This is a genomic window from Giesbergeria sinuosa, assembly GCF_042652905.1.
Lineage (GTDB): Bacteria > Pseudomonadota > Gammaproteobacteria > Burkholderiales > Burkholderiaceae_C > Simplicispira > Simplicispira sinuosa.
The window spans coordinates 109316-131118 of the sequence record NZ_JBHSHJ010000010.1; the positions used below are offsets into that span (position 1 = coordinate 109316).

The window sequence follows — 21803 nt, forward strand, 5'->3', positions numbered from 1 at the left end:
ATGGCCACCGATACCCCCCAACGCAGCTACCGTGCGCCCTGCCCCGGCTGTGGCGCGCCGGTGGAGTTTAGAAGTGCGCAGTCCACACATGCGGTTTGTGGCTACTGCCAAAGCACCGTGGTGCGCAGTGGCGATGTGCTCACGCGGCTGGGCAAGATGGCCGAGCTGTTTGACGACCACAGCCCCTTACAACTCATGGCCAGCGGGCGCATCCAGTTGGATGGGCAGCATGTGCCATTCACGCTGATTGGGCGCCTGCAATACAAGGCCGACACTGGCACTTGGACAGAATGGGTGGCTTTCCTCAACGATGGCAGCACGGCCACATTGGGCGAAGACAACGGCGCCTATGTTTTTACCCGCCCAGTAGATCCGGGGCGCAACCTGCCAGCGGCCAGCCAGTTTCGCGTGGGCATTACCACTGCCATCAATGGCAAGCCCTACAGTGTGGCTGCCAACGTACAAGCGGCACTGATGTCTGCCCAGGGCGAACTGCCCAAGCTGCCCGCGCTGGGAGAGCCATTTGGCATCGTTGAGTTGCGCAGCGAGGACGGCGAGGTGCTGTCCATAGACTATGGCAGCCAGCCCCCCAAGGTAGAACGTGGCCGGGCCATCCAACTGGAAGACCTGCACTTGCAGGGGCTGAAAGAAGAATCGGTCAAAGAAGAAAAAGGCCGCCAGTTCAACTGCCCCCACTGCGGGGCGCCCGTGACTGTGCAACTCAGCAGCACCAAAAGCGTGACCTGCCCCTCCTGTGCCAGCATCATCACCCTGGATGCTGGGGTGGGCGCAGAGTTGCACCACGCCCTGCAAAATGAGCCTGTGCAGCCGCTGATTGCACTGGGCAGCTTGGGCCAGTTGGAGGGGGTGCATTGGCAGGTGGTGGGCTTCCAGCACCGTATGGGCCAAGAGCCAGACGACGACGAACAGTTTGGCTGGAGCGAATACCTGCTGTTTCACCGCAAGCGTGGCTTTTGCTTTTTGGTCGATGCCGAAGATGGTTGGAGCTTGGTACGCCCCACTACCGGTGCCCCCAAAGTAGCGGGCGGGGGTAAGACAGCCAGCTATCTGGGCAGCAGCTACGAACTGCAATACAGCTACAACGCCGAGACCACTTATGTGCTGGGTGAGTTCTACTGGCCCGTAGTGCGCGGCCAAAAAACTTTTAACCGTGACTTTGCTGGCCCCAAAGGCCTGCTGTCCATGGAGCAAACACCCCAAGAGGTGACTTGGTCGCACGGCAACAAGCTCAGCAGCGACAAGGTAGCCGCAGCCTTTAAGCTCGATGGCAACAAAAACCTGTTCAAACGCGAAGATGCAGCCCCGCTGTCCAGCAGCTCGGGCATAGGCTGTGGCACCCTCATTCTGATTGCCATCGTCATCATCATCATCTTGGTACTGTTGAGCAACTGCTCCAACAACTCCAGTGGCTCGGGGGGTAGCTACCGCAGTTCAGGTGGCTCGTTTGGCGGCTTCTCCACCGGCGGTGGTCATAAATAAACTTTTTTCCGGAGATCATCATGGGACTTGAATGGCTGCGACCTGCTGCATTTTTTGGCTCAATCCTGTTTGCACTGGTGGGCGTGCTGGTGTTCTGGATCAGCTTCATCATCATTGACAAAATCACCCCCTACGATCTGTGGGGCGAAATTGTCGAGAAACACAACAAGGCACTGGCAATGGTCGTGGCCGCCATGTGTCTGGGCATCAGCATCATTGTGGCGGCAGCTATCCACGGCGGTTAAGCCACCCCCTGATGGCTGGCTGCTGCGTCAGCCACCCCACCCCTCAGCACATGCGGGCCTGGTATGGCCCGCACGTCTTTTGCTTTCTAAAAACTCCTCTGATTTCATCCATGTCTAGCCCCCTGACACCCCCCACCCCAGCCACGTCCGCCTCTGAGACCCTGCAATGGAGCGATGCCTTCTTGTTGGGCTTTACGCCGATGGATGACATTCACCACGAGTTTGTCACACTGGTCGGCCAATTGCAGACGGCTCCTGAGACTGAACTGCCTGCTTTGCTCGAGGCTTTTATCGTCCACGCCCAAAAACACTTTGACGAAGAAAAGACCTGGATGGTGGAGACGGAGTTTCCCGCCCGTGACTGCCATATTGATGAACATGCAGCCGTGATGAACTCGGTGCTGGAAGTTCGCGGCCTGCTGGCCCAAGGCAACACCACCGTCTGCCGCGAGTTGGCCGATGAGCTGGCCCGGTGGTTTCCGGGCCATGCCGACTATCTGGATTCGGCCTTATCGCACTGGATGTGTCAAAAACGCTTGGGTGGCAAGCCCGTGGTACTGCGGCGCAATGTGGCTTCGGCCTGACGGTGCCTGAGTCCACACCATGACACCACACAGCCCCCGCCCCATCGACATTGCCCTGCTGGCCAGCGTGTTTGTGGTGGCGGCTTGCGGGCTACTGTATGAACTGGCTGCCGGGGCGTTGGCGTCTTATCTGCTGGGCGATTCGGTCTTGCAGTTTTCTACCATCATCGGCACCTATTTGTTTGCGATGGGGGTGGGCTCTTGGTTGTCGCGCTACCTAGAGCGCCAGCTGCCTGCACACTTTCTGCGCATCGAGCTGCTGGTGGCGCTGGTAGGAGGCACCTTGCCCGCAGTGCTGTTTATTGCCAATGCCTATGTGCCAGGGGCTTTTCGTCTGTTGCTCTACAGCATGGTGCTGCTGGTGGGCACCTTGGTGGGGTTGGAGATTCCGTTGGTCATGCGGATTCTCAAACGCAATGTGGCGCTCAAAGATTTGGTCTCGCAGGTGCTCACATTTGATTATTTGGGCGCACTGGCGGTATCGCTGGCCTTTCCGTTGTGGTTAGTGCCCCAATTGGGGCTGATTCGCACTGGCTTGCTGTTTGGTCTGCTCAATGCCGCCGTGGGGCTGTGGGCGCTGTGGCTGTTTCGCCATGAGCTGCGTCATCTGTTGGCCCACACCTTGGCCTGCCTGTTGGTGTTGCTGACCTTGCTTGCCGCCTTGTGGGGTGCGGAACACATCACCACTTTTGCTGAAGACAAGTTCTACCAAGATCGCATCGTTTTTACCGCGGCCTCACCCTACCAGCGCATCGTGGTCACACATGGCAAGGCCGGACATCGGCTTTACCTCAATGGCAATTTGCAATTTGCCCAGCGGGACGAATACCGCTACCACGAGGCCTTGGTGCATCCGGCCATGTCTGCCCACGGTGCCCCACGCAAAGTAGCGGTGCTGGGTGGCGGCGATGGCATGGCCGTGCGCGAAATCCTCAAATACCCCTCGGTGGAGTCGGTCACGCTGGTGGAGCTAGATCCTGCAATGACACGGCTATTTAGCCAACACCCAACACTCGCACAACTCAACAGCCATGCCTTGAGCAACCCCAAGGTACACATTATCAACACCGATGCCTTTCAGTGGCTGCAAGACACGACCGAGATGTTTGATGTGGTGGTGGTGGATTTTCCTGACCCCACCAATTTTGCGATTGGCAAGCTCTATACCCACAGTTTTTATGCGCTGCTAGAACAACGCTTAGCGGCCAGCGGCTATGCCGTGGTGCAAACCACCTCGCCACTGGTAGCGCGGCGCAGCTTCTGGACGGTGGTGCAAACCATTGAATCGGTGGGGCTGCAAACCATGCCCTACCATGCCCATGTGCCCAGCTTTGGCGAGTGGGGCTTTGTGATTGCAAGCCGCAGGCCTTGGCGCATGCCCGAGGCGCTGCCCGCCGGCTTGCAATTTCTCAATCTGCCCACCCTAGAGTTGCTGCGGGATTTTCCGCTGGATATGGCGCGTGTGCCCACTGAGGTTCACCGGCTATCCAATCAGGTGCTGGTGCATACCTACGAACAGGAATGGGGACTGGTTGGGCACTGATGGCACATTTCGTTCAGAATGTTCTGTCCTTGTCCCGCTGCTTTGGTGCCCATTGTTCATGCTTGATTCGTTTTTTTTGAGCGGTGCGGACCGTCCTGCCCTGCTGTGGCAGCAACATGATCCGCAACTGGTGGCGCTGTCCATCTTGTTAGCCATCTTGGCATCGGTCATGGCGTTGCACATGGCTGCGCTGGCGCAGCGGGCGCAGGGCCGCATGGCCCGGCACACGGCCCTGCTGACTGGTGCCCTGGCTCTGGGCAGCGGCATTTGGGGTATGCATTTTGTGGGGATGCTGGCCTTTGATTTGTGCGCCAGTGGCCATTTCGATGCCCTGCTCACCCTGCTGTCCATCGTACCGGGCGTGCTGGCATCGTGGGCCGCATTGGCTCTGCTGACCCGCTCCGAACTCACAGGGCGGGCCTTGGTGGGAGGGGGTATCGTGGTGGGTGCCGGCATTGGCACCATGCACTACTTGGGCATGGCCGCCTCCGAAATGGCCCCACTGACGCGCTACGACCCCTGGGGTTTTGCCCTGTCTATTGTGCTGGCGGTGCTTTTTGCCATTTTGGCGCTATGGGTGCGCTTCGGGCTACAGCGCCGTGTGCGCTGGCAGCCGTGGCAAGGCAATTTACTGGCGGGCAGCGTCATGGGGCTGGCCATTTCAGCCATGCACTACACCGGCATGAATGCTTTGCGCTTTACCAGTCCGACGAGCGTGGACGGATCTGGCGATTCGACCAGTCAGATCCTGCTGGCACTGGCCGTTGCAGTGGTCACAGTGTTTGCGGGGGCACTGGTGGTAGCCATCAACGTAGGCTTGCGTTTTAGGCAACTGTTTCTAGAGGCGCAGCGCAGCGAGTCACGCCTGCGCGCTGTGATGGATACCGCCGTAGACGGCATCATCATGATTGATGCACATGGCACCGTGCAGTCCTACAACAGCGCCGCGCAGCGCACCTTGGGCTGGAGTGCCGCAGAAGTGCTCGGGCGCAATGTCCACATGCTCATGCCCGATCCACACCACAGCGCACACGATGGCTACCTGCGCCACCATCTGGATACCGGGGAAGCGCGCATCATTGGCACCGGACGCGAAGTGGAGGCGCTGCACAAAGATGGCACATTGGTGCCCATTCACTTGGCGGTGGGGCGGGTGCAACTGCCGGGGCCACCACTGTTTGTGGGCTTTCTGACCGATATCCGCCAGCGCCGCGAGATGGAGGCCTCGCTGCGCGACAGCGAAGAGAAATTCCGGTCGCTGATCAGCAACATCCCTGGCGTTACCTTCCGAGGCCAAATCAGTGGCACTTGGCGTTTGCTGTTCATCAGTGAGGCCGTACACACCCTGACGGGCTGGGCCGCAGAGGACTTTCTGGCGGGGCGTATCCGGCTTGCCCATCTGGTGCCCCCCGACGACTGGCAAACTGTACAAACTGCGGTGGCCCAAGCTGTAGCGCAAGGCCGGGCTTTTCAGGTGGAATGCCGGTTGCGCCACCGCGATGGCTCGCTGCGCTGGGTATCGAGCACAGGCAGGGGCGTGGCCGATAGCCATGGGCAGATGCAATGGGTGGATGGCGTGCTGTTAGACACGACCGACCGACACGCCCGCAATGCAGAATTTGAAAGCACTGTGCGTGCTATCTGGCGATCGCAGGCCGTGGTGGAATTTGACCTGCAAGGTCGGGTGCTGACGGCCAATACCAACTTTCTCAACCTGACGGGCTATAGCTTGGCCGAAATTCAGGGCCAGCACCACCGCATTTTCTGCACACCCAGCTATGTGCAAGATCCGTCGTATGGAGCCTTATGGGCACAACTGGCCGGTGGCGAAATTGCGGCGGGCGAGTTTTTGCGTTTGGGCAAACATGGGCGCGAGGTGTGGATCTATGCCACCTACAACCCGATTTTTGATGCCGAAGGCCAGCCGTTCAAAATCATCAAATTTGCTACCGACCTGAGCCTGCGCCGGGCAATGGAACAAGAATTACGCCAAGCCAAAGAACGGGCCGAACAGGCTGCTGCCGCACGCAGCATGTTCTTGGCTAACATGAGCCATGAGATTCGCACCCCGATGAACGCCATCATTGGCTTTACCGAGGCTCTGCAAGACTCACCACTCAATGCCGTGCAGCGGCGCCACCTAGGCACCGTACACCATGCAGCACGCTCCATGCTGCGGCTGCTCAACGATATTCTGGATACGGCCAAACTGGAAAAAGGTGCAGTAGAACTGGAACTGGCCGATTTTTCACTGCGTGAGCTGTGCGCACAGATTTTGGCCTCCTTGCGCATCACAGCCCAACGCAAAGCACTGGCGCTGGTGTTGGACTATCCAGATAGCGTGCCCGACATGCTGCACGGCGATGCGTTGCGGGTGCAACAGATTTTGGTCAACCTGTTGGGCAATGCTCTCAAGTCCACCGAACAAGGCCATGTCACGCTGCATGTGGCCTACCACGAAGGCGTACTGGCCCTGGACGTGCAAGACACCGGCATTGGCATTGCCCCCGACAAGCTCGAGCGCATTTTTGACCCCTTTGCACAGGCCGATGCCTCCACCACGCGCCGCTTTGGTGGCACCGGGTTGGGCACCACCATCTCACGCCAACTCAGTGAGCTCATGCAAGGCAGCATCAGCGTTACCAGCACGGTGGGCCAGGGCAGCACCTTCTGTGTGCGCCTGCCGTTGCCGTTGGGCAAAACCACCACGCCAGCCCCTATCGCTCCCACCAGCAGTTTGCGCCCTCTGCGCATTTTGGCCGCAGACGATGTAGCACACAACCTAGAGCTGCTGCAACTGACGCTGACCCGCAGCAACCACCAAGTCGTGCTGGCCCACAGTGGCGAGGAGGCCGTGGCACTGTTCATGCAAGATCCGTTCGATCTGGTGCTGATGGACTTGCAGATGCCCGGCATTGATGGCTTAGAAGCCACCCGGCGCATTCGTACCTTTGAACAGGCAGAACAACGCCGTCCAGTGCCCATCATTGCCTTGTCGGCCAGTGTGCTGGAACAAGATAGGCGCAACGCCTTGGCCGCAGGGATGGACGGCTTTGCCGACAAACCATTGGAGCCCGCCCGCCTGCAAATGGAAATGGCCCGGGTGCTGGGCATCCGCCCTGTCTCCAGCCCTATGGTGGCTGCCCCCCCTGCGCTCTTGTGGGCTCCTGGGCCAGAGCCTGCCATTGATTGGGAAAAGGGTCTGCGCCTATGGACACGGATGGATTTGCTGCGCAATGCGCTGGAGCGTTTCCTGCAAGACCACCAAAACACACCGGCCACCGTGTCAATCTTGCTGGCACAAGAAGACTGGGCCGGACTGCTGGCTGCGGCCCACCGATTGGGCGGGGCCGCAGGCAATCTGGCCTTGGGGCCACTGCACAGCTTGGCCCAACAGCTAGAGCAAGCAGCACACCATGCCGATGGCACACGCGCCCAAACGCTGGCACAAGCCTTGTCTGGTGCCCTCGCAGCTGCTAGCCAATGCTTGGAAGCAACGCAAACCAACGCCACGGCACCCGCCGTTGACCTGACAGCCCCTGCACGGCTGGATGCGCAGCAACAGACGCAGGTAGCGATGGCGCTGGGGCATTTGCGCACGGCACTGGCACAGGCAGAGCTTCCAGAAGCCCCTCTGCAAGCCCTCGCGCAACTGCTACCCGCCCTCATGCTGGAGCCCTTGCAACAAGCCATAGACCACTTCGATTTTGACCGGGCACAGCAGTGCCTAGCAACCTTGCAGGCACAAATGGCGCCTGCTGCTGGTAAGGAGCCCGCCTGATGTATCCACCCCAAGACCACCGACCACGACTCCTGCTGGTGGACGATGAGCCCACCAACCTGCAAGTGCTACGCCACTTGTTGCAGGCCGACTACCGCCTGCTGTTTGCCACCGACGGCAACCGCGCTCTTGAAGTGGCACGCCAGCAGCACCCCGACCTGATCTTGCTGGATGTGATGATGCCGCAATTGGATGGGCATGGCGTGTGCCGTGCCCTCAAGCAAGACCCATGCACCGCCACCATTCCGGTGATCTTCATCACGGCACTGACCGACCACGATGACGAAGCCCGTGGGCTAGAGATGGGCGCCGTGGACTACATCACCAAACCCGTCAGTGGCCCGGTGGTGCGCGCACGCGTGCGCACACACCTATCGCTGGTTCACATGGACGAGCTGCGCGAGACACGCTTGCAAATTGTGCAACGTTTGGGCCGTGCAGCCGAGTACAAAGACAACGAAACCGGGATGCACGTCATCCGCATGAGCCACTATGCCCAGCAACTGGCACTGGCCGCTGGCTATAGCCCGGCATGGGCCGAAGATCTACTCAATGCGGCACCTATGCACGATGTGGGCAAAATTGGCATTCCAGACGCCATTTTGCGCAAACCCGGCAAACTCGATGCCTCCGAGTGGGACGTCATGCGCCGCCATCCCGAGATCGGCGCCCAAATCATCGGGGAGCACACCTCTGGGCTACTGCAACTGGCCCACTCCATCGCCCTAAACCACCACGAAAAATGGGATGGCAGTGGTTACCCCCGCGGCTTGGCAGCAGACGCCATTCCCATAGAAGCCCGTATGGTGGCGCTGGCCGATGTGTTTGATGCCCTGACTGCACGGCGCCCCTACAAAGAACCCTGGAGCCTGGAGAGCACGCTGGCCCACATCCAAGCCCAAGCAGGCCAGCACTTTGACCCAGAGTTGGTGCCCCTGTTTGTAGCACTGGTACCGCAGCTGTTAGAAATCCAACGGCGCTGGGCCGATTGAGCACCGATGCAGCGGCGCCACTTCATCGCCAGCACAACCACCCTGGTGAGCACGGGGCTGGTGGGCTGCCAGCCCGCCCCCCCTCCTGATCTTCCCGGAGGTTTTACAGGGATCAACCTGATGCGCGGCCATGCCCTGCGTGAACGCCTAGGCACCGGCCCACTGCCCACACCCCACACCGTGCGCCACACACGGGTGGTCATTGCAGGAGCCGGGGTAGCCGGGCTGGCAGCCGCACGAGGGCTGCAACTGGCAGGCCTGCATGACTTTGTGCTGCTAGAACTGGAAGACCAACCCGGTGGCAACAGCCGCGGGGGCAAGGTGGGCGGCATGGCCTGCCCACTGGGTGCCCACTACCTGCCCTTGCCCGGAGACGATGCCCCAGAAGTGCAAGACTTGCTTGAGGAGCTGGGTCTGCGCCAACGCGTAGCTGGGCGCTGGCAATACGACGAGCGCCACCTGTGCCACAGCCCACAAGAACGGCTCTTTTTTCAAGGCCACTGGCAGGAAGGGCTGCTGCCAACGCAAGACATAGGAGCCAACACACAGGCCCAATACCGCCAATTTTCTCAGGCAGTCGAGCGCCTGCACCAACAAGCGCACTTTGCCATGCCTGCGCTCAAGACCTGGCAGGCACGCCAGCGCCTGCACCCTACCCACCAACAACTCGATGCCTTGCCTTTTGCCCAATGGCTAGAACAGCAAGGGCTGAACGATCCCTATCTGCGCTGGTATCTGGACTACTGTTGCCGTGACGACTATGGTGCCAGCACAACACAGGTCTCCGCCTGGGCAGGCATCCACTACTTTGCCAGCCGACATGGCTTTCATGCTCCGGGCGACAGTGCCCATGGCGAGCGTGAAGGCGTGCTCACTTGGCCCGAAGGCAATGGCTGGATCACCCAGCGGCTGGCCACACCACTGCAAACAGACGGCCGATTGCAGCCTGCCACCTCGGTGCTGCGCATTGCGCAAGAGCGCCACAATGTTCAGGTAGATGTGTTTAACCATGCCACGCACACCTTAGAACGCTGGCAAGCGCAACGTTGCATTGTGGCACTGCCAGTATTTATCGCTGCCCGAGTCGTACAACCCACGCCCCCATTTTTGCGCGAGGCAGCCCAACGCCTGCGCTGGGCCCCTTGGCTGGTAGCCAATATCCAGATAGTGGCACCACTGCAAGACCGCCCCGGCGCAGCCCCCGCTTGGGACAACGTGCTGTATGGCGATACCAACCTGGGGGGGCTGGGCTATGTCGATGCCGGGCACCAGCGGCTAGACCCCCGCACCGCACCCACCGTTCTGAGCTACTACCAGGCCTTGGGTGATCTGCCAGATGGCCGCGCTCAACTGCTACAACGCCCGTGGACACATTGGCGCGATGCCATCCTGTCCACACTGGATACACCACACCCCGACTTGCGCCAGCGTGCCGTACGGATGGACATCACCCGTTACGGCCACGCCATGAGCATTCCGGTGCCCGGCACGCAACAGTTCCTGAGTCAGATTGGTCTATCGACCCCTGCAAACCAAGGCCCATACCGGGCCAACGGAGAACGCACCGCACTGCGCCCGCTCCCCGCGACGGCCCGACTGGCTTTTGCCCACAGCGACTGGGCAGGCTACTCGGTGTTAGAAGAAGCCTTTACACGCGGGCACCATGCCGGACTGTGGGCTAGCACCGCCCTTTGAAGTTCCCCCGTTGCACTCAAGGCAGACAGTGGGTCAGCTCTATGGGCACTATCTGGGCAGTCAGCTGGCCCGCACTATCGCGTAACAGTGGACACAAGGCCATATCAATGCCCTGTAGCGTGTGCAAAGCCACCACGAGGTATTGCTGACGCCCATCGGGCTGGAACACCGGCGTGCTCCCCTCCAAAGGCGTGACCTGCTCCTGCACAGCCAGTGCCGCCGGAAACACATGCACCGCCAGCACCACAGGCCCAATTTGCGCCTGCAACGCCGCATACTCGCGGGTCGATGAGGTCAGGCTGGCCCGGATAAAAGTCGCGAGCTTGCCAGCAGCCTCTTCCGACCCATGAAAAGCGCGCATGGCCTGGGCACCAGCGCCAGCCAAACGGCAACTTTGAAAATCCTGCCCCTGCGCAGGCTGGCCAATCAGAAACAACGCTGGGTCAAATTGACCATCACGGGCCAACATAGAACTGGCCATGCCAGCACAATGGGCATAGGCAGCCTGCAACAAGGCGGAGGAGGGTTGAAAAATCGAGTTCATGGGGAGAACCTTACTACAAGCCCGCCCCCACGTTGGTGAATGGCTCAACCCGGCCCTGGCCGCGTGCCATCACAGTCGGGCGAGTGCACACAACCCCAAAACCGCTGACCAGCCTGTGGGCCTCTGCGGGCCAGACGCAACAGCATAGGTGCGGCACACACTGGGCATGGGGGTGGCGCGTCCACAGCATGGCTGTGGGCCGATGCGCGCCCCGCCTCTATAGAGCCAGCGGCTGGCCCCGACCTAGGCTGGGCGGCCACTGGAGCGCCCACAGGGACAGGCCGTGGCGCGGGTGGCGGCACACGCCGAGAAGTGGGTGGCACTGGGGCGGGTGTGGGGGGCGTCTGCGCCACCGGCACCGGTCGTGCCGACTTGTGCCGGAAGATCTCCTTGGCTTGGGTCTGGTGCAGCCACTGCAATAACGCTGGGCCATCAATCAGCGACAAATTGCGCCCTTGGGCAAACTCACGCGCTGGCTTGGTAAAACGCCCAGACGTGACCACAAAGCCGCCATCGGCACCTTTGGCCGTCATCAAGCCAAACATCTCGCGCACCACCTCCACACTGACGCGAAAGGCTTTCCACTGCTTGCACTGCACCAAAAATTTTTCGCCGTTGCGGCGCAAAATCAGGTCGATGCCCCCATCGGCACCGCCACCGCCGGTCTCTTCCACTTGGTAGCCCAAACGGCGAAACACCTCACCCACCAGCACTTCAAACTCTTGCCAGGTGATGTCGTCCAACGCATCGACAGCTGGGTTGGCCGTCACTTGTTGCAGCAGTTGCGTGCGCTTGCGCTGCTCACTCCAGGCCAGCCACGACCCAGCCAAACACAGTGCGGGCAACACATACTGGCCAATGGTGGCCAACCCACGCACCAACAAGGTGCCCAAATGCTGGTACAAACTGACCAAGCTATGAACTTCAGGGCGGGGCTGGCTGGCAACGTAGTGCAAACCCACATAAAACGCCACAGCCAACAAGGCCCCCAGCCACCAAGGCAACCAAGCTGCCACGCCAATGGCGCTGCGGGTCAGTGCCTGCAACTCGCCCATCACGGTGGGATCTTCTTGCTTACGACGTGCCATCACCCGCCCTCCGCAGCATCAGCCCAAGTGCTTCCCAACAATACCCGCCAACTCAAACATGGTGATTTGGGGCTTGCCAAATACCGGCAGCAGCTTGGCATCGGCATTGATAGCCCGCTTGTTGCTGGCGTCCTGCAAATCGTGTGCGCGCACATACTCCCAAATCTTCTTGATGACCTCGGTATGGGCCACGGCACCTTCACCAATCACTGCGGCCAGTGCTGCACTGGGCAGTTTGCCTGCTGCGGGCTGGCGCGGGGCTTTGGCGGCTTTGGCCGCTTTGTTGGCCGCTGGCTTGGTGGTTTTGGCAGCCACTCCGGCTTTGGCCGGGTACTTGGATTCGCGCGGCTCAAACTCAAAGTTAACCTTGCCAGCAGCTTTGTCCCAAACCAAAAATGCCTTAAAGGCCCGGCGGGTGCGCTGGCTGACAAACTTGTCGAGCAGGTCGGTTTTGCCCACCGTCAGCAGCTTGTGCATTTGCTCACGCTCCACCGGCTGTTGCAGAATGACCGTGCCACTCTTAAAGTTGCAGGTCGCCGCCGGTTGCGCTGTCGTGGCTACGGCATGGCTACACACATAGTGGCTGCCATGCTCATACACAGGCGCCCCACACTGGGGGCAAGCACCCAGCGACTGCTGGCCCGCAAAGCTCACTACCTCACCGCTGTCAATGGCGTTCTTGTCTTCGCCAAAATCAAACTCTAGCTTGTAGTTGTGTGCCTCCTCATCGTAGGCCAACACAATCTCAGCCACAAAAGGCCAGCCCGCCTTGGAGCGAAACCCCTCCAGCGGCCCAATACGGCGCTGGGCCAGCAACTGCTCTGCCTCTACCGGCTCAAAAGTACGCCCAGCAGGCGATTTACCAAATGAGAATCCGCATGACTCTGCCCCCGACTTGCCCACGCAGGCATAGCGGCGGTAGTTTTCTTTTACCGCACCACCACAATTAGGGCATGGGGCTTGCAACTGCACATAGTCGCCGGGGATGGTATCTCGGTCGTACTCTTTGGCTTTTTTGACCATGCGCTCGGTCATGGTGGCAATCTCGGTCATAAAGCTGTCGCGGCTCAGTTGGCCCTTTTCCATCTGCGCCAACTTGTATTCCCATTCGCCGGTCAAGTCGGCACGCGAGAGCTCCTGCACCCCCAGCCCGCGCAACAGCGTCATCAACTGAAACGCCTTGGCCGTAGGAATCATCTCGCGCCCTTCGCGCAGCATGTATTTCTCGGTCAACAAGCCCTCAATGATGGCCGCCCGAGTGGCTGGCGTGCCCAAACCCTTTTCGCGCATGGCCTCACGCATGGTTTCGTCTTCTACCTGCTTGCCCGCGCTTTCCATCGCCCCCAGCAGGGTGGCTTCAGAATAGCGCGCTGGGGGGCGGGTTTTGAGCGCCTTGGGGTCGGCCTGCTGGGCCAGTGGCTGCTCACCGGGTTGCACTGGCACCAGATTTTGGCCCTTATCGCCTTCTTTGGCATCTTGCACCTCGCTGGCAGCATCTTTGCCATAGATAGCCAACCAGCCCGGCTTGACTAGCACCTTGCCCTCGGTTTTGAAGTGGTGGCTCTGCCCCGCATGCTCCACTTTGCTGATGCGCGTGGTCACCAAGTATTCAGCACTGGGGAAAAACACCGCCATGAAACGGCGCACAACCAAATCGTAGAGTTTTTGTTCAGCCTCACTCAAATCGCCCGGTGCTTGCAGGGTGGGGATGATGGCAAAGTGGTCTGACACCTTGGTATTGTCAAAAATACGCTTGTTGGGCCGGATATAGCCTTGGCTCAACGCCATTTGGGCATAGGGAGCCAAGTGCGCCATACCGCTGCCTGCCAGCATGGCAAAGGTCTGCTGGGCCACTGGCACATAGTCTTCGGGCAAAGCGCGCGAATCGGTACGTGGATAGGTCAGGGCTTTGTGGCGCTCGTACAGGCTTTGTGCCAGTGCCAATGTGGTCTTGGCCGAAAAGCCAAACTTGCTGTTGGCCTCGCGTTGCAGGCTGGTCAGATCAAACAGCAAACCACTGGCCTGCGTGCTGGGCTTGCTTTCTTCACTGACCTGGGCCGGGCGTCCGCGCACCGCATCGGCAATGGCTTGGGCCTGTGGTGCCGACCACACCCGGTCGGCACGCTGTTCGGGGTCGTCGGTTTTTTTCCACTGCGGATCAAACCAGCGCCCCAGATAGTCCCCCGCTTGGGCAGCAAAGCTGGCATGGATTTCCCAATAATCACGGCTGATAAATTTGCGGATTTTTTCTTCGCGCTCCACCACCAGCGACAGGGTTGGCGTTTGCACCCGACCCACCGTGGTCAGAAAAAAGCCGCCATCGCGCGAGTTAAATGCCGTCATGGCACGGGTACCATTGATACCCACCAACCAGTCTGCCTCGGAGCGGCTGCGGGCTGCATCGGCCAGCCCCTGCATCTGGGCATCACTGCGCAACTGCTGAAAGCCATCGCGAATCGCCTGTGGCGTCATCGACTGCAACCACAGCCGCTGCACTGGCTTGCCCAAAGGCTTGTTGCCACCAGCGTACTGCTCAATCAACCGAAAAATCAGCTCGCCCTCGCGCCCGGCATCGCAGGCATTGACCAATTGGGTCACATCCTTGCGTTTGGCTTGCTTGACCACCGCCGCCAAACGGCTTTTGGTTTTGTCTACCGGTTTGAGGTCGAAATACGGCGGAATCACTGGCAAATGGGCAAAGCTCCACTTACCGCGCTTGACATCAAACGCCTCCGGCGCTTGGATTTCTACCAAATGGCCCACGGCGCTGGTGACCACGTAGCGTTCATTCTCAAAATGGTCGTCGTACTTGTCAAACTTGCCCACCACTGGGGTAAGGGCACGCACAATGTCTTGGGCTACCGAAGGCTTTTCTGCAATGACCAGGGTCTTGCTCATGGGGCAATTTCTCTCTATGGGGAATTTGTGCATCCGGCGTGTCTGGCCGGGCGCTCCTACAATCTGTGTTCTTCGCGCGTACACGCGCACGCGCATGTGTGCCCATTGAAGTTAACAGAGTTTTGCCATGCCCCGCACCGCGCCTTCCATCACCCCTTCCGGGGGCCGCCGCATCCAGACCCGCCGCTCGGGGGTTCATGGCAAAGGCGTCTTTGCCCTGCAAGACATTGCCGAGGGCGAAGTCATCATCGAGTACACCGGCCAGATCATCAGTTGGGAGGAGGCACAAAACCGCCACCCACACGATCCGCTGCAACCCCAGCATACCTTCTACTTCCATGTGGATGAAGACCGCGTCATTGATGCCTTCTTTGGCGGCAACTCCTCACGCTGGATCAACCACAGTTGCGCCCCCAACTGCTACGCCGACGAGCGCGAAGGCCGCATCTTCATCACCGCCCTGCGCAACATTGCCGCCGGAGAAGAGCTGAACTACGACTACGGCCTGATGCTGCAAGAGCGATACACCGCCAAACTCAAGGCCCAATACCCTTGCTGGTGCGGCAGCAGCACATGCCGCGGCACCTTGCTGGCCCCCAAACGCGGCTGGAGGCCTCCCATGCCATCCTCACCCGTTTCCCCCATCCAGTCCACCACCCAAGAGCGTTCCGCATGACTGCTGCCTTGCATTGGCCCGCCGAGGCACTGTGGGAAACCATCTCTGCCCAATGGCCGCGCTTTACCGTCGAAGTGCTACCCCGCATCGACTCCACCAACACCGAGCTTATGCGCCGCGCCCGTGCAGGCCAGTGCGATCCCATTTTGCTGGTAGCCGAGGCACAAACTGCCGGGCGGGGTCGGCTGGGCCGCCAGTGGCAAGGCCAGCCCGGCGACTCATTGATGTTCTCACTGGGTTTGCCACTGACACCACCAGACTGGTCGGGTCTGTCACTGGCCGTGGGCGTGAGCGTTGCCGAAAGCCTGCAACCCGTGCTGCCACCACCAAACAGCCCACAACCCCGCTTAGGCCTCAAATGGCCCAACGATTTGTGGCTTTGTGATCAGCACAGCGATCGCAAACTCGGCGGCATTCTGGTAGAAACCGCCAACTTCATAGCCCCCCAGACCCCCGCCACCGCCACCAGTACCCGCTATGTGGTCATCGGTATCGGCATCAACGTGCGCCCGCAAGACAGCACTGGGCTGTCTCTGCCTGCCGCCTGCCTGCAAGAAATTGATGCCCACATCGACGCCCCGACCGCCCTGATGCAGACAGTGCCTGCATTGGTCTGCATGCTTCAGGCCTTTGAACATTATGGTTTTGGCCCAGTGCAAGCCCGCTTCGATCTGCGTGACGTACTACAAAACCGCCCCGTGGTACTCAGCGATGGTCAAACGGGCACCGCACATGGCATTGGTGAAGATGGCGCACTGCGCGTCATGACCGCCTCGGGCATGCAACACATCACCAGCTCCGAAATTAGCGTGCGTCCTGCCCATGCAGCCGCAACCCTGCCAGCCTGAACCGTTTTTGTTGTCATGTTACGTTTTACCGTTCTTGTCTTGGCACTGGCCAATGCTGGCTATTACGCTTGGTCTCATGGGCTACTTCCCATAGGCCAAAGCACCTCAGGTGAAGAGGCAGAACCCCAACGCCTCAGCCAGCAACTCCACCCCGAAGCCTTGCGTATCCTGCCCAAAACAGGCTCTACAGCGCCGCCAAGCACAGACGAGACAACTCGCCCCACCACTACGCCCCCCACGGCGCCAACCACTGCGCCCCCCGAGCCAGTGCCTCCACCCTCCCCCCCACCGCCGGCAGTGCCAGTCCTTAGCACCCCAGAGCCTGTGGTAACACCGCCAGTCGCGGCCTTGGCTGCCCCGCCACCAAAACAAAAACCCGACACCGACAAAGCAGACCACAGCAAACCAGAAACCAAACCAGACGCCAAAACAGCAGTCAAACCTGAACCGAGCACAGTCTGCCTACAAGCGGGTGCTTTCGATACGGCACAAGCCGATGTGCTGCGCAAAGCCTTGGGCAGCCTACCTGCCAACAGTTGGAACCTCAATAGCGCCACCTTGCCTGGGCGCTGGATGGTCTACATGGGGCGCTTCCCCGATTTGGACACATTAAACAAGAAACGCAACGAATTGCGCGAACGCAATGTCGCCTACGACCGCCCACGTATCCAAGCACTGGAGCCGGGCCTATCGCTAGGGCGCTACTCCACCGAAGAAGCGGCCCAACGTGCCTTGGCCCAATTGGGAACCAAAGGTGTACGCAGTGCCCGCGTAGTGCAAGAGCGCACCGAAACCCCAGCCTTTGTTTTACGCCTGCCCGCCATAGCTGCCGACGCACGCCAGCGCATCACCAACACCCTGCGCCCAGCACTCGCCGGTAAGACCCTGCGGCCTTGCAGCAACGACTGATGCTGCGCAGCACGGCACAACCGTGTGCTAAGCCTCTTCGTTTGGCACCGGCAAAGCAGTAAAACCAACGGTGAACAAGGCACCGGGGTGCATGTGTCCTGGATGCGCATCTTCAAGGCTCACTTGGGCACCGTGCTGGCGTGCAATCTCCAGCACAATTGGCAGCCCCAACCCAGAGCCATCGGCCTCCGTACCCAACGCACGATAGAACGGCTGAAACACCAGCTCCCGTTCAGCTTCTGGCACGCCCGGCCCCGAATCCTCCACCTGCAACACCACACTTTGGTTCTCCAGATCCGTCAGCACCCTGGCAGTCACCACACCCGGCTGCTCTGCAGTAGAGGGGGTGTAATGGATGGCGTTATCCACCAAATTGCGTACCAACCCCATGATCAAAGTCGGGTTGGCATCAATCCGCACCCCCGGATCACCAGGTTCGGCACCGTCATAACCCAAGTCAATGCGCTTGTCCAACGCTCTGGGCACCGAATCACGCACCACCTCAATCACCAACCGTGCCAAATCGCAGGGCTGGCGGGGCATTACTGCACCACTGCCCTCGGCACGGGCCAATGCCAACAGTTGGTTCACTGTGTGGGTGGCCCGAATGCTCGAGCGCCCAATCTGCTGCAACGAGCGTTTGAGCTCCTCGGTACTGGTGCCTTCGCGCTGGGCCAAATCCGCCTGCATCCGCAACCCTGCCAAAGGCGTCTTGAGTTGGTGGGCGGCATCGGCCAAAAAGCGTTTTTGTGTAGCCAGCGAGTCATGCAAGCGGTTGAGCAGGTCGTTCACCGCATCCACCAAAGGCGCTACCTCCAACGGCACGGCCTTGTGGTCTAGTGGACTCAAATCATCTGGGCTGCGCGCCCGAATACGCTCTTCCAGCAGGTGCAAAGGCCGAATGCCATGCGCCAGTGCCAACCAGACCAGCAACACCGCCAACGGCAAAATGATGAACTGCGGCAGCATCACTCCCTTGATGATCTCGGTAGCCAGCACACTGCGCTTTTCCCGCGTCTCAGCCACCTGCACTAAAGCCAGCCCCTTGCCCGTCATGGGCAAACGCACCCAGATGTAGGCCACCCGGATATCGATGCCACGCAGCTCTGCATCTCGCAAGCGCACCTCCGAAGTGCTGGGCGATTCGTCCTGTGGCGGCGTTGGCAAATCACGCTCCCCAGACAACCATTCACCACGCGGGCCAGTGACTTGGTAGTAGACGATGTCCGAGTCATCGGCGCGCAGAATCTCGCTGGCAGGCTGTGGCAAATTGAACTGCACCTTGCCCCGGTACACCGTCACCAATTGGGCCAGCGCATGGGCGTTGTACTCCAGTGCTCGATCGAACGGCTTGTTGGCAATCCCTTGAGCCACGAGCCAAGTCAGCGCCAAACTCACTGGCCACAGCAGCAGCAAGGGTGTGAGCATCCAGTCTAGGATCTCACCAAACAGGGAGCGTTGTTCACGCTGGAAAATTTTCAAGGCAAAGACCACGCAAAAAAGAAACCGCTGCCCATGTCAGCCCGGAATCTTTTCCAGACAGTAACCCAAACCACGCACCGTAGCAATGCGGATCGGGCCTTTCTCAATCTTCTTGCGCAAGCGGTGGATATAAACCTCAATGGCATTGTTGCTCACCTCCTCGCCCCACTCGCACAGGCGCTCCACCAGCTGGTCTTTGCTCACCAGACGCCCAGCACGCTGCAACAACACCTCCAAGAGGCCCAACTCACGCGCAGACAGCTCCACCATCTTGCCGTCAATCGTCGCCACCCGTCCGGCTTGGTCATAAACCAATGGCCCGTGACGAATCGTGGCACTACCCCCACCAGCCCCCCGGCGCACCAATGCACGCACCCTGGCCTCCAACTCTTGCAAGCTGAACGGTTTTGCCATGTAGTCGTCAGCACCAGAGTCCAGTCCCTTCACGCGCTCCTCCACACTGTCGGCAGCCGTCAAGATCAGCACAGGCAAGGTTGCACCTCGGCTGCGCAAACGTTTGAGCACTTCAAGGCCATGCACCTTGGGCAGGCCCAAATCAAGAATGAGCAGATCGAACTCATGGTTGGTCATCAAGGCAGCATCGGCTTCGCTACCACTGGCTACATGGTCTACCACAGCCCCCGAACTGCGCAAGGTACGCAGCAGACCATCGGCCAGCACTTGGTCATCTTCGGCAATCAAAATGCGCATGGAAAAAATCCTGTGTCAGGTCGGTGAAAGGCGCCAATTCTAGGAGCGTGCCAACCACTCTCGCCCAGACTCAAGGCACATAACTGCCTGCGTAGGCCTCCAACCCCAAGGCCACCACCGTAGCGACCTCATCGCCCACCTCCGCCCGAAACTCGGTTTCAGCCTGCTCCACCGCCTCACGAAAGGCCTGCAACCATGCCAAACCCACCGGCGTAAAGCACACACGCCGCGCCCGCGCATCATGCACATCGGGCACACGCACCACCAGCCCCCAAGCCACACATTGATTGACCAAATCGGCCATCGCCTGTTTGCTCATGCCTGCACGGTGTGCCAGATCGGTCAGACGATCACCCTGCAAGGACAAATGGCGCGTGATATGGATATGGGCAGCACTGATCTGATCGCGGGCAGCCAAGTTCGACAGGGCCAGTGGCACCTCCAAATTGTGGGCCATCAACTGCAACACCCTCGCATCAAAACGGCGCAAGGCGTGGCCCATCAGACGGCCCAAATGGGTTTGGCGCCACCCCTCATCACGCAAAGAAAAAGCATCGGTTTTAGGCATCTTTTTTATCAGGCAAACTGACTAAAAAATGGTTTTTTTGATTTTAACCATCCGATAAACTTGCACCCAAGCCAGTCCACACATCCGTTTCCCTGGAACCCGGCTTACTAGCCAACCCATTGATTTTTCAGGAGATATTCCATGAGCACTCCCTCCAACCGCAGCATGCCCGCCGACAGCGACAAAGCCAAAGCTTTGGCCGCAGCATTGGCACAGATCGAAAAACAATTTGGCAAAGGCACCATCATGCGCCTGGATGAGGGCGAGGTGATTGAAGACATTCAAGTCGTATCCACCGGCTCCTTAGGGCTGGACATTGCCCTGGGAGTAGGTGGCCTGCCACGAGGCCGTGTGATCGAAATCTACGGCCCAGAATCCTCGGGCAAAACCACCCTGACACTGCAAGTCATTGCCGAAATGCAAAAAATTGGCGGTCAATGTGCTTTTGTGGATGCCGAGCATGCCCTCGATATCCAATATGCACAAAAACTGGGTGTACACCTCGAAGACTTGCTGATCAGCCAACCCGATACTGGCGAACAAGCCCTCGAAATCGTCGACAGCTTGGTACGCTCTGGCGCGGTTGATTTGATCGTAGTGGACTCGGTAGCCGCGCTCACCCCCAAAGCCGAGTTGGAAGGCGACATGGGCGACAGTCTGCCCGGCCTGCAAGCCCGCCTCATGAGCCAAGCACTGCGCAAACTCACCTCCAGCATCAAGAAAACCAACTGCACCGTCATCTTCATTAACCAAATCCGCATGAAGATCGGTGTCATGTTCGGCAGCCCCGAGACCACCACCGGCGGCAACGCACTCAAGTTTTATGCCTCGGTGCGCCTAGACATCCGCCGCACAGGCTCCATCAAAAAAGGCGAAGAAGTCATTGGCAACGAAACCAAAGTCAAGGTAGTCAAAAACAAGGTATCCCCCCCATTCAAAACCGCTGAATTCGACATCCTGTTTGGCGAAGGCATCTCGCGCGAGGGTGAAATCATTGACATGGGCGTAGCGGCCAAACTGATCGAGAAATCTGGTGCTTGGTATGCCTACGGTGGGGAAAAAATCGGCCAAGGCCGCGACAACGCCCGCGAATTTCTGCGCGAAAACCCACCGCTGGCCCACGAAATTGAAAACAAAGTACGAGAGAGCCTGGGCATTGCCTTGTTGCCCCCTGGCCCAGCAACCCACCAAGAGGCGGCCAGCGACACCGTTGTGACCCCCAGCCCCCGAGGCCGCAAATCAGAACCCAAAGTCGACCCCGCAGTGCTGGACTGATTCCGCCGCATGGCACTGACCCGCCCACCGCTCTCGCTCAAAGGCCGTGCCTTGCGCTACCTGTCGGCACGCGAACACTCGCGTGCCGAGCTGGAACGCAAACTCACACCCCACGTCCAAGAGGGAGACAATCTCCAAAGTCTGTTAGACGATCTAGAAACCAAAGGCTTCATCAACGAAGCACGGGTCGTTGAATCGGTGCTGCACCAAAAAGCGGGGCGCATGGGTGCGATACGCCTGCGCCAAGAGTTGCGTACCAAGGGGGTGGATGACACCGCCATACAAGAAGCACTCACACAACTGCAAAACAGCACCTCTGGTAGCGAACAAGAACGTGCCCAGTCACTCTGGCAGCGGCGCTTTGGCAGCGCCCCCTCCAACCCACGCGAACGCCTGCGCCAAATGCGCTTCCTGGCTGCGCGCGGCTTTGCCGCCGACACCATCCGCCGCGTTGTCCCCTGACC

At 59.6% G+C, this 21803-nt stretch carries 18 protein-coding genes; 12 read left to right on the forward strand and 6 right to left on the reverse strand.

The window, feature by feature from the left end; genetic code table 11:
• From ACFO6X_RS12390 to ACFO6X_RS12420, 7 genes are all read left to right on the forward strand, one after another.
• Entirely contained in the window at nucleotides 1-1500 is a 1500-nt protein-coding gene (locus tag ACFO6X_RS12390; protein WP_382433480.1) for a DUF4178 domain-containing protein, read from the forward strand.
• Nucleotides 1501-1520: 20 nt separating this feature from the next.
• Nucleotides 1521-1745, forward strand: coding sequence for a DUF350 domain-containing protein (locus ACFO6X_RS12395; protein WP_382433482.1), 225 nt, complete (start codon nucleotides 1521-1523; stop codon nucleotides 1743-1745).
• Between the two features lie 110 nt (nucleotides 1746-1855).
• Complete coding sequence (locus ACFO6X_RS12400; RefSeq protein WP_382433484.1) at nucleotides 1856-2329, forward strand: bacteriohemerythrin; 474 nt, start codon at nucleotides 1856-1858, stop codon at nucleotides 2327-2329.
• A 19-nt stretch (nucleotides 2330-2348) separates the two neighbouring features.
• Complete coding sequence (locus ACFO6X_RS12405; protein ID WP_382433486.1) at nucleotides 2349-3872, forward strand: polyamine aminopropyltransferase; 1524 nt, start codon at nucleotides 2349-2351, stop codon at nucleotides 3870-3872.
• A 58-nt stretch (nucleotides 3873-3930) separates the two neighbouring features.
• Nucleotides 3931-7653, forward strand: coding sequence for a PAS domain S-box protein (locus ACFO6X_RS12410; RefSeq protein WP_382433488.1), 3723 nt, complete (start codon nucleotides 3931-3933; stop codon nucleotides 7651-7653).
• Nucleotides 7653-8645 (forward strand): response regulator, encoded by a 993-nt coding sequence (locus ACFO6X_RS12415; protein WP_382433490.1) that lies wholly within the window; start codon nucleotides 7653-7655, stop codon nucleotides 8643-8645. The genes ACFO6X_RS12410 and ACFO6X_RS12415 overlap by 1 nt, the downstream gene beginning before the upstream one ends.
• Before the next feature lie 6 nt (nucleotides 8646-8651).
• Nucleotides 8652-10340 carry an FAD-dependent oxidoreductase gene (locus ACFO6X_RS12420; RefSeq protein WP_382433492.1) on the forward strand — a complete coding sequence of 563 codons (1689 nt, stop codon included), beginning with the start codon at nucleotides 8652-8654 and terminating at the stop codon, nucleotides 10338-10340.
• 16 nt (nucleotides 10341-10356) lie between these two features.
• Here the strand turns inward: ACFO6X_RS12420 and ACFO6X_RS12425 are convergent, their stop codons facing one another.
• From ACFO6X_RS12425 to ACFO6X_RS12435, 3 genes are read right to left on the reverse strand one after another with little or no spacing between them, the layout of a single operon-like run.
• Nucleotides 10357-10884 carry a hypothetical protein gene (locus ACFO6X_RS12425; RefSeq protein ID WP_382433494.1) on the reverse strand — a complete coding sequence of 176 codons (528 nt, stop codon included), beginning with the start codon at nucleotides 10882-10884 and terminating at the stop codon, nucleotides 10357-10359.
• A gap of 44 nt (nucleotides 10885-10928) precedes the next feature.
• Nucleotides 10929-11972 carry a restriction endonuclease gene (locus ACFO6X_RS12430; RefSeq protein ID WP_382433496.1) on the reverse strand — a complete coding sequence of 348 codons (1044 nt, stop codon included), beginning with the start codon at nucleotides 11970-11972 and terminating at the stop codon, nucleotides 10929-10931.
• Nucleotides 11973-11990: 18 nt separating this feature from the next.
• A complete protein-coding gene (locus tag ACFO6X_RS12435) occupies nucleotides 11991-14870 on the reverse strand; it encodes a DNA topoisomerase III (RefSeq protein ID WP_382433498.1) in 2880 nt (959 codons plus the stop codon).
• 127 nt (nucleotides 14871-14997) lie between these two features.
• Here ACFO6X_RS12435 and ACFO6X_RS12440 point away from each other — a divergent pair, with 127 nt between their 5' ends.
• The 3 genes from ACFO6X_RS12440 to ACFO6X_RS12450 are packed head-to-tail and all read left to right on the forward strand — an operon-like array spanning nucleotide 14998 to nucleotide 17303.
• Nucleotides 14998-15546, forward strand: coding sequence for an SET domain-containing protein (locus ACFO6X_RS12440; protein ID WP_382433500.1), 549 nt, complete (start codon nucleotides 14998-15000; stop codon nucleotides 15544-15546).
• A complete protein-coding gene (locus ACFO6X_RS12445; protein ID WP_382433502.1) occupies nucleotides 15543-16394 on the forward strand; it encodes a biotin--[acetyl-CoA-carboxylase] ligase in 852 nt (283 codons plus the stop codon). Before ACFO6X_RS12440 ends, ACFO6X_RS12445 begins: the two co-directional genes overlap by 4 nt.
• Nucleotides 16395-16409: 15 nt before the next feature.
• Nucleotides 16410-17303: an SPOR domain-containing protein gene (locus ACFO6X_RS12450; RefSeq protein WP_382433504.1), complete on the forward strand. Its 894-nt coding sequence runs from the start codon at nucleotides 16410-16412 to the stop codon at nucleotides 17301-17303.
• Between the two features lie 27 nt (nucleotides 17304-17330).
• On the opposite strand, the gene ACFO6X_RS12455 is transcribed toward ACFO6X_RS12450, so the two are convergent.
• The 3 genes from ACFO6X_RS12455 to ACFO6X_RS12465 form a co-directional block, all read right to left on the reverse strand.
• On the reverse strand, nucleotides 17331-18785 hold the full coding sequence (locus ACFO6X_RS12455; protein WP_382433506.1) for a sensor histidine kinase: 1455 nt from the start codon (nucleotides 18783-18785) through the stop codon (nucleotides 17331-17333).
• Between the two features lie 36 nt (nucleotides 18786-18821).
• Nucleotides 18822-19496, reverse strand: coding sequence for a response regulator (locus ACFO6X_RS12460; RefSeq protein WP_382433508.1), 675 nt, complete (start codon nucleotides 19494-19496; stop codon nucleotides 18822-18824).
• Between the two features lie 70 nt (nucleotides 19497-19566).
• A complete protein-coding gene (locus ACFO6X_RS12465) occupies nucleotides 19567-20064 on the reverse strand; it encodes a MarR family winged helix-turn-helix transcriptional regulator (RefSeq protein ID WP_382433510.1) in 498 nt (165 codons plus the stop codon).
• A gap of 141 nt (nucleotides 20065-20205) precedes the next feature.
• On the opposite strand from ACFO6X_RS12465, the gene recA reads away from it, so the two are divergent.
• Together recA and recX are read left to right on the forward strand one after the other, a co-directional pair.
• Nucleotides 20206-21339, forward strand: coding sequence for a recombinase RecA (recA, locus tag ACFO6X_RS12470; RefSeq protein ID WP_382433512.1), 1134 nt, complete (start codon nucleotides 20206-20208; stop codon nucleotides 21337-21339).
• 9 nt (nucleotides 21340-21348) lie between these two features.
• Entirely contained in the window at nucleotides 21349-21801 is a 453-nt protein-coding gene (gene recX / locus ACFO6X_RS12475; RefSeq protein ID WP_382433514.1) for a recombination regulator RecX, read from the forward strand.
• The last annotated feature ends 2 nt before the right edge of the window (nucleotides 21802-21803 follow it).

What these genes read in the sequence shown, in the direction of transcription:
- ACFO6X_RS12390 (WP_382433480.1), top strand. Translation starts at nt 1, where the DNA reads ATGGCCACCGATACCCCCCAACGCAGCTACCGTGCGCCCTGCCCCGGC.
- ACFO6X_RS12395 (WP_382433482.1), top strand. Translation starts at nt 1,521, where the DNA reads ATGGGACTTGAATGGCTGCGACCTGCTGCATTTTTTGGCTCAATCCTG.
- ACFO6X_RS12400 (WP_382433484.1), top strand. Translation starts at nt 1,856, where the DNA reads ATGTCTAGCCCCCTGACACCCCCCACCCCAGCCACGTCCGCCTCTGAG.
- ACFO6X_RS12405 (WP_382433486.1), top strand. Translation starts at nt 2,349, where the DNA reads ATGACACCACACAGCCCCCGCCCCATCGACATTGCCCTGCTGGCCAGC.
- ACFO6X_RS12410 (WP_382433488.1), top strand. Translation starts at nt 3,931, where the DNA reads ATGCTTGATTCGTTTTTTTTGAGCGGTGCGGACCGTCCTGCCCTGCTG.
- ACFO6X_RS12415 (WP_382433490.1), top strand. Translation starts at nt 7,653, where the DNA reads ATGTATCCACCCCAAGACCACCGACCACGACTCCTGCTGGTGGACGAT.
- ACFO6X_RS12420 (WP_382433492.1), top strand. Translation starts at nt 8,652, where the DNA reads ATGCAGCGGCGCCACTTCATCGCCAGCACAACCACCCTGGTGAGCACG.
- ACFO6X_RS12425 (WP_382433494.1), bottom strand. Translation starts at nt 10,884, where the DNA reads ATGAACTCGATTTTTCAACCCTCCTCCGCCTTGTTGCAGGCTGCCTAT.
- ACFO6X_RS12430 (WP_382433496.1), bottom strand. Translation starts at nt 11,972, where the DNA reads ATGGCACGTCGTAAGCAAGAAGATCCCACCGTGATGGGCGAGTTGCAG.
- ACFO6X_RS12435 (WP_382433498.1), bottom strand. Translation starts at nt 14,870, where the DNA reads ATGAGCAAGACCCTGGTCATTGCAGAAAAGCCTTCGGTAGCCCAAGAC.
- ACFO6X_RS12440 (WP_382433500.1), top strand. Translation starts at nt 14,998, where the DNA reads ATGCCCCGCACCGCGCCTTCCATCACCCCTTCCGGGGGCCGCCGCATC.
- ACFO6X_RS12445 (WP_382433502.1), top strand. Translation starts at nt 15,543, where the DNA reads ATGACTGCTGCCTTGCATTGGCCCGCCGAGGCACTGTGGGAAACCATC.
- ACFO6X_RS12450 (WP_382433504.1), top strand. Translation starts at nt 16,410, where the DNA reads ATGTTACGTTTTACCGTTCTTGTCTTGGCACTGGCCAATGCTGGCTAT.
- ACFO6X_RS12460 (WP_382433508.1), bottom strand. Translation starts at nt 19,496, where the DNA reads ATGCGCATTTTGATTGCCGAAGATGACCAAGTGCTGGCCGATGGTCTG.
- ACFO6X_RS12465 (WP_382433510.1), bottom strand. Translation starts at nt 20,064, where the DNA reads ATGCCTAAAACCGATGCTTTTTCTTTGCGTGATGAGGGGTGGCGCCAA.
- recA (WP_382433512.1), top strand. Translation starts at nt 20,206, where the DNA reads ATGAGCACTCCCTCCAACCGCAGCATGCCCGCCGACAGCGACAAAGCC.
- recX (WP_382433514.1), top strand. Translation starts at nt 21,349, where the DNA reads ATGGCACTGACCCGCCCACCGCTCTCGCTCAAAGGCCGTGCCTTGCGC.